This window comes from Aeromonas popoffii, from assembly GCF_037818705.1.
In the GTDB taxonomy this organism is placed as follows: Bacteria; Pseudomonadota; Gammaproteobacteria; order Enterobacterales; family Aeromonadaceae; genus Aeromonas; species Aeromonas popoffii.
The window spans coordinates 4822501-4836348 of sequence record NZ_CP149129.1; the positions used below are offsets into that span (position 1 = coordinate 4822501).

General features: G+C 53.9%; 11 protein-coding genes (1 of these 11 only partly in view). 1 reads left to right on the top strand and 10 read right to left on the bottom strand.

The genetic code is table 11. The annotated features are described in order from the left end of the window. The 6 genes in view from WJM78_RS22455 to WJM78_RS22480 are tightly spaced (at most 2 nt apart) and all read right to left on the bottom strand, a layout consistent with a single transcriptional unit that may run on beyond the window. A protein-coding gene (locus WJM78_RS22455; RefSeq protein WP_339012280.1) for a hypothetical protein crosses the window boundary here: on the bottom strand, positions 1–318 show its 5' portion. The gene continues 861 nt to the left of window position 1, outside the view; 318 of the gene's 1179 nt are visible here — the first part of the coding sequence; its start codon is at positions 316–318; the stop codon falls past the left edge of the window. Between the two features lie 2 nt (positions 319–320). After that, positions 321–983 (bottom strand): TonB family protein, encoded by a 663-nt coding sequence (locus tag WJM78_RS22460; protein WP_339012283.1) that lies wholly within the window; start codon positions 981–983, stop codon positions 321–323. Continuing rightward, positions 980–1381, bottom strand: coding sequence for an ExbD/TolR family protein (locus WJM78_RS22465; protein WP_005339369.1), 402 nt, complete (start codon positions 1379–1381; stop codon positions 980–982). The genes WJM78_RS22460 and WJM78_RS22465 overlap by 4 nt, the downstream gene beginning before the upstream one ends. After that, a complete protein-coding gene (locus WJM78_RS22470) occupies positions 1378–1908 on the bottom strand; it encodes a MotA/TolQ/ExbB proton channel family protein (RefSeq protein WP_042037184.1) in 531 nt (176 codons plus the stop codon). Before WJM78_RS22470 ends, WJM78_RS22465 begins: the two co-directional genes overlap by 4 nt. After that, positions 1905–3212, bottom strand: coding sequence for a MotA/TolQ/ExbB proton channel family protein (locus WJM78_RS22475; protein ID WP_287147636.1), 1308 nt, complete (start codon positions 3210–3212; stop codon positions 1905–1907). Before WJM78_RS22475 ends, WJM78_RS22470 begins: the two co-directional genes overlap by 4 nt. Then, positions 3209–3970, bottom strand: coding sequence for a DUF3450 domain-containing protein (locus WJM78_RS22480; RefSeq protein WP_339012291.1), 762 nt, complete (start codon positions 3968–3970; stop codon positions 3209–3211). Before WJM78_RS22480 ends, WJM78_RS22475 begins: the two co-directional genes overlap by 4 nt. 208 nt (positions 3971–4178) lie before the next feature. Between WJM78_RS22480 and WJM78_RS22485 the strand changes: the two genes are divergently transcribed. Further along, positions 4179–4955: a helix-turn-helix transcriptional regulator gene (locus WJM78_RS22485; protein ID WP_042037178.1), complete on the top strand. Its 777-nt coding sequence runs from the start codon at positions 4179–4181 to the stop codon at positions 4953–4955. Positions 4956–5296: 341 nt separating this feature from the next. Here the strand turns inward: WJM78_RS22485 and WJM78_RS22490 are convergent, their stop codons facing one another. The 4 genes from WJM78_RS22490 to WJM78_RS22505 form a co-directional block, all read right to left on the bottom strand. Beyond that, positions 5297–7678: a TOTE conflict system archaeo-eukaryotic primase domain-containing protein gene (locus WJM78_RS22490; protein ID WP_339012299.1), complete on the bottom strand. Its 2382-nt coding sequence runs from the start codon at positions 7676–7678 to the stop codon at positions 5297–5299. A gap of 84 nt (positions 7679–7762) precedes the next feature. Then, a complete protein-coding gene (locus WJM78_RS22495; RefSeq protein WP_232093591.1) occupies positions 7763–10009 on the bottom strand; it encodes a DEAD/DEAH box helicase in 2247 nt (748 codons plus the stop codon). Beyond that, a complete protein-coding gene (locus WJM78_RS22500) occupies positions 9981–11276 on the bottom strand; it encodes an ATP-binding protein (RefSeq protein WP_339012308.1) in 1296 nt (431 codons plus the stop codon). The genes WJM78_RS22495 and WJM78_RS22500 overlap by 29 nt, the downstream gene beginning before the upstream one ends. Further along, entirely contained in the window at positions 11273–13690 is a 2418-nt protein-coding gene (locus tag WJM78_RS22505) for a TerB N-terminal domain-containing protein (protein ID WP_182938561.1), read from the bottom strand. The genes WJM78_RS22500 and WJM78_RS22505 overlap by 4 nt, the downstream gene beginning before the upstream one ends. Between the last annotated feature and the right edge of the window lie 158 nt (positions 13691–13848).

Here is a 13848-nt window from a genome sequence, read left to right on the forward strand (position 1 = left end):
ATCACCGCGCAGACGCAGCAGCTGAAGCTGTTGCTGCTCCGGCCAATCTTTATAAGCAAGGGCCTGTTCGACGTAGCGGCTCGCCTGGGCGGTCTGTTGCAGGTTGGCTGCCAGTGAGGCTTGCAGCTGGGCCAGCCAGGCGCGCTCGGCATCGCTATTTGGCTTGAGGCCGGAAGCCTTGCTCTGGGCCTGTTGCCACTGGCCGGACTGATAGAGCTTCATCACGGGTTCAAGCTGACGGGAGAAGTGAGGGCTGACCTCCATCGCCAGACAGGCTTGGCCGACCAGGGCCAGCAGACAGATCCAGATCCGCAACATAGTTATGACTCCAGTTTGAATTTGAGCGTGATGACTTGCACCAGCTTGTCGGTGGTGCCCGGTCTCGGCTGATAGCGCCACTTATTGATCGCCTGAATGGCCGCCCGCTCGAACTGACGCTTAGGTCTAGCCTCGACCACTTCCACATCCTGCACGCCACCTTCGGCATTCACGCTAAAACGCAGGGTGACGAATCCTTCGATACCTGATTGCTGGGCACGATAGGGGTAAACCGGCTCGATCCGTTGCAGCGGCATCAGCATGTCTCCGACACCGATACCCGCGCCCTGCTGCTGCCCGTGGTAGTTGCCACTCAGTTCTGGAGTGGTGCTGGTCGCCACACCTGGGGCATAGACCTGCACCGCGCTGAGGCTGGAGACCAGATCCAGGCTCGGCTCAACGGCCGACAAGGGGGCCGCAGCCGGCATCGGCAACGGTGTCGAGGCCAATGCAGCGGGAGGCTCGGGCAAGGGATCGAGTTCCTGCGGCACAGGACGCTCGCGCACCTGCACCTCGGTCACCTCGTTCTGCATATTGATGACGATGGATTTTTGCTCACTCGCCACCTTCTCGCCTCGAGGCGGTTCAACCAGGGTAGCCATGAACAGCAGGATGCCAAGACTGAGGGCGATCCCCAGTCCCAGGCTCATCAGCTTGTATTTCATTTCGGCGCCACCGCCACGGCGATATTGGCGATACCCGCCGCCTTGGCCTCATCCATCACTCGCACCACCTTGCCGTGGGGCACCCGCTCGTCGGCCTGGATCACCAGACTGGCATCGGGCTGCTCCGCCAGCAGGCGGGCGATAGTAGCCTGTACCCGTTCCACATCAATCTGCTTGCGGTCGAGGAAGATCTGACCCTGAGCCCCGATCGCCAGCATGATGCTGGAGGATTTCTGCGCCTTGGCCTGACTGGCCTGGGGCCTGTGTACCTCGAGCCCGGCTTCGCGTACGAAGGAGGTGGTGACAATAAAGAAGATCAGCATGATGAACACGATATCCAACATGGGGGTCATGTCGATCTGCACTTCGTCACGCTGGCGTTTGGATTGCCGTCTCATTGCATTACCTTCTCTTCTCGCAGGCCGTCCCGGGTCTTGGCCAGCGCACGCTTGGCCTGGCTCTCGAGCCGACTGAGTAACAACACGCCGGAGAGCGCCACCACCATGCCTGCCATGGTGGGGATGGTGGCGCGGGAGATCCCGCCCGCCATGCTCTCCGGGTTAAAGCGGTTGGCTGCGGCCAACGCATCGAATACGCCAATCATTCCGGTCACTGTGCCCAGCAACCCCAGCATGGGGCAGAGCACCACCAGGGTGCGGATGAAGATCAGATGACGGTTCAGCTCCAGCTCCGCCTGCGCCAGCCAGCGGCTGCGGATCGCGCGAGCGTGCCAGCTATGGCGCTCGCGGCGGGCCTGCCAGCGGCCGAGCAGCTGTTGCTGCAACGGGCCAAAACCCAGATTGAGGTAGAGCAGCCGCTCGATCATCAAAATCCACATCAGCACCAGCAGGGCCAGAATGACCCAGAGCACCGGGCCACCACGGCCCATGAAGCTCTGTAGCTGTTGCCAGATGTCGAGCATCATGCTGCTCGCTCCATCCCGCCGTTATTGCTCTCGGCACGCTCGGCCAGAATGCCGGCCACCTGCTGCTCCAGCACATTGGAGAGCTCGGTGAAACGCGATTGCAACAGGCTGTGAGCCAGGATCAGCGGAATGGCTGCTACCAGGCCTTGTACTGTGGTGACCAGCGCCATGGAGATGCCGCCCGCCATGATCTTGGGATCGCCGGTCCCAAACTGGGTGATGGCCTGGAAGGTGCCGATCATCCCGGTCACGGTACCAAGCAGACCCAGCATGGGGGCAATGGCCGCGATCACCTTGACCATGCCGATGCCACGCTCCATGCGGGGCGTCTCCTGCAGGATCGCCTCATCAAGACGCAGTTCGAGGGTCTCCATGCTCAGCTCGGGGTGTTTGTCCGCCACCGTCAGCACCCGACCGAGGGCATTGTCGGCATGATATTCACCGCTCTTGAGCTGGCGACGCACCAGCGTGAGTTCGCGGGAGAGGCTCCACAGCCGTACCGCAGCGATCCCCAAACCGATGGCAGCCAGCAGCACGATAATGGCGCCAACCTGACCACCTTGTTGTACCTGCTGCCAGAAGGTGGGCGCCTGTGCCAGCATCGCCAGCAGAGTGCCATGAGCAGGATCCAGCGGCAGCGCTTCCCCTTCCTGACCCTGATACGCCGCGACTGCAGAGAGCACGCTACCGGGCAGACCCAGCACCGGACTCAAGCCTTCAGCGGTCGGTTGCAGGAAGCCGTCGCTCCCCAGCAGGGCAAAGCTGCCAACCCGGGTCAGCGACTGCTCGCTGGCAGCCCCCTGGGCATCGAGCACCTTGCCATTGAACTGGGCAATCCGGCCAGATTCGCGGATCTCCTGCAGCAGAGTGGCGGGCAGCAGGGCAAGGGCAGCGCGATCCGGCACCTGTTTATCCTGTGCCATGGCTTTCAGCGGGGCGAGACGCTCAGGATGCTGGCCCTCGACCGCAGAGTCGGCCAGCAGCTTGACCGCATCGCTGGCACCCTGACGGGTGACCGCGAAGATCTCGTTCATGTCGCCGGAGGCTTGCTCCCACTGGGCGCTGAGCTCAGTCAGCTGCTTCTCGTTGCTGGCGAACTGGCTGGCCAGCTCCTTGCTCAGACGCTGGGCTTCGGCCAGTTTGGCGCGGGCCGTGCCAAGCTCCTTGGCAACGGTCGCCAGATCTTGCTGAGCCCGCTGCTCACGAGCCTGCTCCTGCTGTTGCCACTCATCATTGGCGACAGCCACGTTGGCACCGCAGGAGAGGGCAATAAGGAAGGGAAACCACTTCATGGTGACTCTCATGATTGCGCCTCCTGACTGCGGCTGACAGAGAGGGGGACATTGAGCAACTGGGGAACTTTCTTGTCGGCGGCCACATCCATCGCCTCGGCGATGGGGGAGAGCCACTGGCTATCGAGGGCTTGCCACTGCTTCGCCTCGGCTGACCAGCGCCATGCCTGACTGCGATCGGCAGTCATCGCCAGCAGGGAGACACGACCCAGCGCCAGCACATCAACCCGACGCGGGGCACCATCCAGCTCCAGCTCGGCGGAATAGCTATCCATCCGACTGCCATATTCGGCTTCAATCTGATAGGCCTGCAGCAGCTGACGGAGCTTCTCGGCCTCGCTCACGTCCGCTCGGGCCAGCGTCGCGTTCAACTGTTCAACCCGCGCCAGCCGCTCTTCCTTGCGCAGCGGGATGTCGTTTTGCACCAGCTGTTCCAAGTCCGCCTGCATCTGCAACATTAGCGGGATCAAGCCTTGACGGGTCTCTTGCACCGCTTCCAGCTGCTGGCTCAGTTTGCCCAGCTCATTTTGCTGATCGGCCACCAGAGATTGCATGTAGCGGTTGTAGGCTTCGAGGTCGCGCAGTTGCAGCTGGGTATTTTGCAGCTCCAGTCGTGCGGCAATGGCGGCATCGGCGGCTTTTTCCACCCGCTGCTGGGAGGCTTTCCCGGCAGCTATGCTGGTGTTGAGGGCAGGAGCAACCAGCTCATCCCCGATGGCAGCAAAGTGGACTGACAATGGCAACAAGGCCAAACTCCAAAACTTGTTCATGATACAAATCTTAACAATGATAACTATTCTCATTGTCTCAAAGAGTGAGGTCAGAGGCAATCAGATGATTTTCTTGGCCTTCGGCCGAAAAACAGGATAATTTTTAAGCAAGCACGGGAGTCACTGGCGTTGGTCGTCACAACACCAAATTAGTTAATAAAAAATATCTTTTCGATCAATGTGATAGAGATCGAAAAAGGAGATCTACATGTTTAACGATGCGATCTGGGAACACATCGAGCGGTTCACCAAGGCCAAGGGGACCAGCGATATCCAGCAGCAACTGGAGCGCTTCAGTCATCAGATGGGATTTGATTACTTCCGTCTGCTGATTATTTTCCCCATCAGCATGCAGAAATCCCACGTGGCCTTGTTCAACAACTGCCCCACCAGCTGGTTCGAAGCCTACAGCGAGCGGCACTACCTGACCCAGGACCCAGTGGTCTTCCTGGGCCTGAAGCAGACCCAGCCCATCTTCTGGAACAAGCTCGACTGCGACTCTCCCTGGCTGCCCAGCGCCAGCCGGGAGGTGATGAATCTGGCAGCCGACTTCGGAGTGAGAAATGGCGTCTCCTTCCCGCTGCACACCCCGCAGGGGGAACACGGCATCCTCTCTTTCATCAGCAAGGAAAAATCCAATTCCGATCTGATGTTTGAAAACGTCCCCTTGTTGTCGTTCTGCGCCAGCTACATCTTCAATTCGGCGTTGCAGCTGATAAAAAGCAGACCGGATCTGATGAAGCACCTCACAGAGCTGTCGGATCGGGAGAAGGAGTGCCTGTTCTGGGCCAGTGAGGGCAAGACCTCATGGGAGATCGCCACCATACTCGGCATCAGCGAACGGACCGTTAACTTCCACCTCAATCAGGTCACCAACAAGACAGATTCGAAGAACCGCAACCAGGCGATCGCCAAGAGCATCTCCAGCGGCATCATAGTACCCTCCCTGGAGGACGTGACCATCACCAACCTGCGGCTGTCATAGCGACCACCTCGCCAGCCAACCAGACAAAAAAAGAGCCGCAATGCGGCTCTTTTGTGGGATGAAAATACAGTTTCATCCCACATAGCAGAAAAACGGCCGTTTTTTCGGTCAAAATAGAAGCTAAAGTATCATCCTAAATCCGGCCATAAAACTACATAGGCCGAGATGCATGAAAATAAAGTTTCATCCTAGCTAGTGGGAGCATATGGCTTTTTCACTAAAACCAAACTCCGGGTTTGGCGATGCCCCCCGGGTGTCAGGATTAAGTTGTCGCTTAACCGGCCCTCTTGCGGGACGGTCATCATCGTCCGTCGAGGCGGCTTCAGGTGAATCAATATTTCTCAAAGCCCCGTGATGACACCTTGTCTTGGAAAATCACTCAGTTCAGCCTCTTCGAAACGATAGCCCATCGCAGCATAGCCCTTGGCTCGACGACCGAACATTCTCTCCAGCATGGGATGGCCAATATCGATGTAGTCATAAACTTGAACCTCTGCTTTAGCATCACTCACTCGATGGATCCGACCGACGTATTGCGCCAGAGTTCCTTTCCAAGAGATCGGCAGCACCAAAAACAGCGTGTCCAAGCGTGGTAAGTCAAATCCCTCACCGACATACTTGCCGGTGGCGATAACCACATCGGCCTGTCCTAAACGCGCTTTCTCTTCCCGCATCTGCGATGCCTTCATACCACCTTTTAATGTTGAAGTCTGGTAACCCAATACCTCAAGGCGTTTGCCCAGATCTTCTGCATGGCTACGGCGCTCTGTCAGCACGATAGGGCTCCGTCCCAGCTGAATGCTGCGTACGATGTCCGACACGATCCGTGATGTCCTCGCCTCATCCTCAATAAGCCATTTGAAGACTGCGGAAATATGTGGCTTGTGTTCCTTGTCCATCAATGCAGCTGGCGGAGTTGTGTTGATTACACTGCGATACAGCGTCTTCGCAAAATCCGCCTGTTCTTTCGCTTTAGCGTGGAAACGGATTGGGCCAGCTTGCATAAAGATGATCGGTTGGTGCCCATCCTGACGCTGAGGTGTTGCCGTCACCCCTATGACATAACGAGGGCTGAGTTCACTCAGGAGATGTTCGTACCGCGGAGCCGACAAGTGATGGCATTCATCTACAATGACTTGACCATATTCGAATGCAAACGGCTTGATTGTGTTGTCAGTACGAGTCAACAAGCTTTGATATGTTGCCACATCTATTTGGCCCGTTGGCTTTGCCCGTCCCCCGTAAACGACACCAATCTCCACATCAGCTAGAAATGACTGAAGACGCTCCTGCCACTGCAACACCAGCTCCTTGCTGTGCACCAAAACCAAGGTATTGACCCGACGCTTGGCGATCATCCCTATCGCCGTGATTGTTTTCCCAAATGCCGTCGGTGCATGGAGGATCCCAACGTCCTGCTCTGCCATCGTATTCACAGCCAACTGCTGCTCTTTACGCAAAAGACCCAGGAAGCGGATCCCTTTCAATGGCATTCCTTTAGTCCGCTCATCACGCAGCTCAGCGATAATGTCTTGTTCTGCCAGCAACTCGAGCAACGCCCCCTGCGTTCCTCGCGGCAAACTCAAGTAGTTTCCCTCCATCCTCGCACAACAGATGTGGCGAGGGATCCCTACGGTTGAAAACCGTAGGGCCTGTGTTTTGAAGAACTGAGGATTGGAAAATGTCGCCAGACGCTTTAACCGCGCAACAAGCTGCGAAGGTAATGAGGCCGTTGGAACATGGATCATGTTTGCCAAAACCAACTCGACTTGGCTAGGGCAACCAGCAATACGGCCTTTCGCCACTGGCAGCTTTGCTTCCCAAGGAGTTTCTGATGAGGCGGTATGCTCCGCATGCGCCAGTTCACCACCAAATTGCTCGATGATGACCTCAATCTCTGCACTGGTCATCGTGCCGGTTTGCATCAATGTCAGCCAAGGATCTACCACCTCATTAAAATCGGCATCAATGAAGGTGCTGTTGCCGTTTTGCCTAGGACCATATTGCAATGGCAAAGCAATCAAGTTCCCAAATCCTCCTGCAGGCATATGATCCTGATTAGGAAATAGACGGTCATAAGAATCGAATCCAAGTTTTGGATAGCGCTCCATCGCTTTATCGAGGAGACCCGCGCCCAATAAGCGCGCCCTTTGTGCCGACACTAACTCCGAAAAAAAAATCCATACATGAGCACCGCTACCGGAGCGGGAGCGCTCGACCAGACAGGGAACGCCCAGCTCCTCACAAACCTCTCTCAGGGCAGTAACGGCAGGTTGCCAATCTGACTTATCAAAGTCAGCGGCCAGCAGGCGACACATGTCACTAGGCAGCAATGGGTAGATCCCAACTGTGCACTTTCCTGTCAGGTGGGCACGCAGTGTTTGGTCGAGCACCGGTAAAAACTTGCGTTGCTGACACTCACCACATTTGATTTTTGGTTTTAAGCAGACACCGGGCTTCCATTCATTCGCGCAAGCCACCGAGTAACCGGACTTGCCAGCCTTACTCTCCCAGCGAGTAGCAAACACATCAGGTCGTCCGATGAAACGTTCGGCGAAGAGTGTAATCTTCTGTTCGGAAGAAAGAGATGCACACGATGGCGGGGACACCACAGCACGAGCCAACTGGCTACACTGTGTTTCAAGATGTTTTCGTTCCAACTCCAGTTCGGCGATCTGCTCCGCAATCTGCTGTAATCGATGATTTATCGGTTCAATATCCATCAAAATTCCGTGCGACAGCTTTGGGATAATGCGAATAAGTCACTATACCAAGCCAAGTGTCACTTGCTTAATAGTGATTCAGATTCAGCTCGCAAAATGTCTCTGGGCGAACAATATTGCGGCCGGGATATCCAGCGATATTGAAGCAAACGATCTCTTAAGCAACGGCTCTGGCAGCGCCCAATCCCATTTTTCGCGCAGCATGTTTTCTACATCTGCAAGAGTCGAATTGAGATCGCCTGGGTCTAGGCTACCTACTGCATTTAGTGCAGCGTTTGCTTGAGTTATGTTCGCATCAATCTCGATAACAAGACCCGTATTATGGCAAGGTAGACCCACATGATTGAGCAACAGGCGTAGTGCATCGTTGGCGTAGTCACCTAGCCAGCTGATCAATGAACACTTACTGCCAGACTCGATCAAGTAACCGTCACCAAGGCGCAATGAGGAAAAAGTCTTTCGAGCCTCGTCGAGTAACGCTTGAGCGCTACTGTCAATAAACGGGCAGGGGGCCGAATCGGCCAGAACTGCGCGCATCTCTTTACGTACGACGTCATGCACCATTGCCCCCAAACCATCGAACTGGGGAGGTGCGCCGCCGCGCGCGGCTGAAACAATGATGACCTTGGCCTGTAGATCAACATCACGCACCTGCCATCTACGGCCTCCAAAAATAATGCGTTGATCCTTGGTCAGCGGACGGCTTACGGGGACTGACCCCAGCGTTTTACCATCACACACCAGGCGGAATTCTTCATCACTGGTGAATGCACTGTAGAACTCATAATGGTTGATCAGTCGTTCTCCAACCTCCCCAGGAAGCAATAACCCTGAACTATCTTGAATAATGAGTTCATGCTCACCTAGGGATTTGAGCAGTCCCATAAAGTCTGACTTCTCAACCTTCGGAAATGCTCCTTCGGCAATCAAGCTTTTCCAGAGATCCGCAGCAGATGCGCCACCACACTGAGCAATGACGGAAAGGCATTGCTGAACAAGGGTGGACGCGTGTATGCCCTGAGCTCTGGGAGGTTCAAACCATCCACGAGCTAGCAGTCTAACCATAGAAATGGTCTGGACCAGTCCTTGTCGCAACTGATCAGAAAGACTCGAGCCATCAGTGAGTGGCGACTCTTTGCAATAAACGCGCAGTGTCGCTTTTTCTCCATGGCGTCTGCCAGAACGCCCTAGTCGTTGGCGCAAACTCGCCACCGATGGTGGGGCCCCAATCTGAACAACTGTCTTGATACTACCGATATCGATTCCGAGCTCAAGCGTCGTGGTACAAATTGCTGATGCTGGCTGATTACCTACTTTGAGCGCATGCTCAGCTTGCTCCCGCAGCTCTTTTGAGAGGCTACCGTGATGAGGCCAGAATTCGTTGGGCACACCATCATTTTCGCACCGTCGACGTAACTGGTCTGCGTACCATTCAACCTGTGCCCGACTATTCGGGAAAACTAGATTATTGCTGCCGCGCAATACTTTGTAGATATGATTAGCGATCGCAAAATCAGGGCTTGCTGCCTCGTTTTCTTGCTCAGCCTCATTTTCTCCATCATGAGAAAGCTCAACACGCGCCTTCATCAGCTCGCTCATCGGTGGTTGGATGTAACCACGGACTTGCACCTGGAGAGTCTGGTTTGAATTTTTGGACTCAATAACAGTCACTGTATCGGCGCACCCCGGTCGTAGAAACTCCGATGCCATCTTCATGTCGCCTAGGGTCGCTGACAACCCAACTCTAGGAAGGCGACAGCCAGCAACAAGTTCTACGCGGTGTATCAGGGATTGAAGCTGCTTACCTCGCTCGCTTCCGATGAAGGCGTGCAACTCATCAACGACGATATAACGCAGATTTTGGAATACCCCACCAAGACTTGAGCCACGATTGACGAACAGAGCTTCAAGAGATTCTGGGGTGATTAATAGCACCCCCTCAGACGATTTTAGAAAGCGGTGTTTTTTGCTCGATGAAATATCCCCGTGCCAAGCCACTACCGGAATTTCAAGCTGCTCACAGAGGCGGCTTAATCTATCCCATTGATCATTGATTAAAGCCTTGAGGGGACTGATATACAGCACAGCTCCCAGTGAATCATCCTGGTTAAGCAAGTTGGTGAGTATGGGAAGGAATGCAGCTTCTGTTTTACCTGCGGCAGTCGCTGCGGCGATGATGACATCTTGGTCGGCATTCACTAGCACTGGCACCGCCCACTCTTGAGCGTCGCGCAAAGACGTCCAGCCTTCAGCCCAAATCCATCGCTGGATCCGGTATTCTAGCTGATCGAAACCCGATGAATCAGAGTGTGAAGGTGGCAAGTTCATCATCTGCATCGACCTTTATGTCGTTCTCACCGCCTAAGTCTTTGGCGATCTCAACGCCTCCAATGAGTGCCCGCCAATCGGAACCTGGGTTTTGCTCCAGAATGGCCAGTAGGTTGATGAACCCAGTGATCGTGGTGCGCGGAGTACGGAAGTAGGCTTCCCCCAATCGTTGGTTGCAGTGTGCCATGAACTGTGGGAGTGCCTCGTCAGGCAGCAAATACTTTTCAGCATCACCGCTTGCATATACATGTCGAAGTTTCTGAAGAAGTACATAGAAGTCTTCAGGGGTAAGACTCATGAGACGGATAACAGGCCCTGAAAGATCCACTAACCCGGTTTTAGCAAAGGAGTTCTTGGCCAGTCGGGACTGCAAGGCCGGGTAGCTGAATAGGCCTCGGCGAGTGTCCATTAAAAATTCTGGAGTGCCACCCAATACAAAACCAAGTCCTTCGGATGATCCCTGAAGGGAATCATTGAGGATACGTAGGATCTGCTCATAGTTGGCATTACGAGCCTGCGTGTTAGCTAGCTTGTAGAGATTCACCAACTCATCGAGACAGACCATTAGACCACCAAAACCTGCAAGCTTGACGAATTTCGAAAGCAGCTTGAGCTGATCGTAGACGGAGGCATCATCAATGATAGTTCGCACCCCCAAGGCTGCTCGGGCATCCGTCTTGGTGGTAAACTCTCCACGTAACCAGCGGATTGCATCAGCTTTGAGTTGCTCATTGCCCTCCTCGAAGCCCCGGCAATACGCAGCAATCACTTCAGCAAAGTCATATCCGTTGACCATCTCGGTCAGTTCACTTAGGTGTTTGCGAATAACAGCTTCACTCTCTACACCTGCAACCTTGGCTTCAGATTTAGCTTGGGAGATAAATTTTTCAACGATGCCTTGCAGTGCCCCTCCATCGGGTTTTGTCCGCGTTGACATGTTCTTGGCTAACTCAGAGTAAAGTGAGCGAGCCTGCCCACCAGTGGCATGCAGCCGACGGTCAGGGTTCAAATCGGCATGCATGGTCACGAGTTTCCGTTCCATAGCAATTGCTCGCACCAAGTTCAAGAAGAACGTCTTGCCAGCCCCGTATTCGCCGATCACGACTCGAAAGGCTGAACCACTATCGGCCAGTCGATCTACATCTTTGATCAGTGCATCAAGTTCGCCAACCCGGCCAACTTGAATCAAATGTTGTCCGATACGAGGAACCACGCCGGCGCGCAGTGATTGAATGACCGCGTCGCGATCTTTGGATCTGATTTTGCTCATAGGGCTAATTCTTCCAGAATGTCTGAATTGATTTCGATAGGATCATCACCCTCTGTGACGGGCATGTCGAAACGTTCAAAAGCCATGTCGTTGATTTGCTCCAAAACACCATCGAGCATCAGTTCCATGTCGCTGGCTACAGCTTCAAGCTCGAGACGGCTCCACTCGGGGCGAGAGATCAACAAACGAAGGAATGCAGAGTGCTCTGAGTCTAGACCGACAACATCAGCACTCAACACCTGATCAGGCTCTATGGTTTCAATGTGTTGCTCAACCTCCGGAACCTGATCATCAATGAACACTTGGGCCAGTAGAACAGAAACCTCCGCAGTCTCTCGTTGTAACTGTGCAATCCGCTCATGATCTAGCACGAAGCCTTGTTTCGCAGTTGCGGAGACTTGTGCTTCGGATTTGGGATAGCCTGTTACAGGATTAACGGGCGCAATACTCGCTCCAGATGCTGCTCCGTGAAGGTCGCCATATAGCAGCTGACTATCCAGTTGCAATGTCTTATACACTCGCTCAAGAAGCTTCACCTCTGACGGACTGACGGTGCCATCGGCTTGAGCCAGGTGAGCCAAGAAGCTGGCGATTGTACGCTTTGCTTCGACGGTCAATGGATCAAGCTTTTTCTTAAGACTTGCGAGAGTGGGTGGTTGCTGGAGTTGAATTTGCAAATGAGCCTTGAGACGCTTGCGATGGGCAACGTTCAAGTGATCCCATGAGTCTATGTGTTGAGCAAGCAGCATGATTTCATCATTGGAGGTGTCACCATCGGCAGATGCTACTGCACTGGCCAGATCAAGGGTTACCGATGCGGCATTGTACGCCGCAGAAGCCCGGAGTGATCCGTCTTCTGGCTGGGTTACGAACAATGCGATTCGGTCTTCAGCTTTCGGTGTCTTACAACCGGCCAGTACGTCTGGCTCCAAACCGATATGAAGTGACTCCAGCGCTTGAGCAAGCGCAAGCACCTTATTGCGAGACAGTGTCCCAGCGCTCTTGAAGCGGCCTGCGAGTTCGCCAAAGCTCATGACAACCAAGTCATCGCCAATTCTAGACTTTAGCTCATCTAACTCCGCGCGTGCCGCTGCTGGCCATAGTGCAGCCGGAAGTTGAAGGAGGCCTTCTAGGGCTTCTGCATTTTCAAGGTTTCGGCCCAAATACCGGCTGTACGGTTCAAGCTCACTAGTACATAGCTCAACTAGTTCGTGTAGATGCTTACGTGTGCCCGAGGTTGCCATGACATCGGGAAGATCACCAAGATTAAGCGTCTGTACCTTCAATGCCGAAGATGCTGGACGGTAGCTAGCCTTAAGCCTGGTCTTGTTTTTCACCAAGATCAGACCATTAGGATACAAGTCTGTGTACTTAAGCTTGAACAGGGTTGCAAAGATGTCTTTGCAGCGTGTGGCAGGGGTCCGTTTATTGATGTTGGGGTCAGCTAAAGCCCAAGCTAAAGCCCAATCTGCATCAAGAGGTTTTTTGTTAGAGGCATGTTGCCCTAACCCTATGCGTAGTGTCAGCGGCATCTCGGAGGTGGACGCTGTCAATTTGGGAGGTGGGCTGAGATAGATGTTTGGATTAACAGTTGTAGTGCTTCTCAGATAATCCAGAAAACCCTCCGCATATCCCCTGAATGATCGGTTTTCGCCATAAATACTCAGTAGGCGCTGGATTTCTGTAACTATCAAAGGAATCTCAGCGTTCACCTCGGGCTCATTTACGGCATCAACGAAAACCCGGCGCTCCAGCCCATAGAAAAAGAGAAAGACGTAACCTAAATCTACCAATGGCTCATGGCGTCCTCCAGCAAGCCACTGAAGATAGCCACGACGAGCCTCTGGTGTGATTGAGTGAAAACTTGGCCAATAAGGCATTAGCCGCTCTTTGATATCGACATATGACTTGGCGATCCGAAGTTTTGAGTTGATTAGAGAGGGCTCTTGCTCGTCGTACCGACCACCTAATGTGGTTCCCAAATAGAACATGCCACCGGGGAGCGAAAAACCAGATACAGTGACAGACTCTCCTGCTGGTACCCAGCGGGCATCAGATTTCTGTCTGCCAGCATCTGGAATTCCAAACGTTGTGGAAGGGTGTGAACCGAGTTGAATGGTAAACAATCCGGAAGCGTCCTCCGTCTCTATGTCACCCATTGAACTCTCAGATCTAGAGACACTCATGCTGGTATTTTGGGGGTCTTGCTGGCGAGTGGCCACTAAAGCGGATGTTGGTATTTGATTCTTCTGTTGTTTTGCGCGTTTGCCTAATTGCCATAGAACAACCCAAATACAAGCTATGACCACAATGGCGAAAGCATGCTTCGGGATTGCTGCAGCAATCCCGAAGACCAGTACAAAAATAATCAGGATGCTATTACTACTTGAGTGTTTTGCTTTGTGTCTTGCCATGAGTTATTCCAACTATTGATAAATGGGCGCTGGTACAATGGGTGCTTCCTATAAGCTCAATGATCGGGCCCCCGGTGTTGACGGAAAGAACGATAGAAAAAAGGACCCATTCGAAGGCGAAGCGTTAGTATATATCACGTTTGCATCAGGGCCTGTAT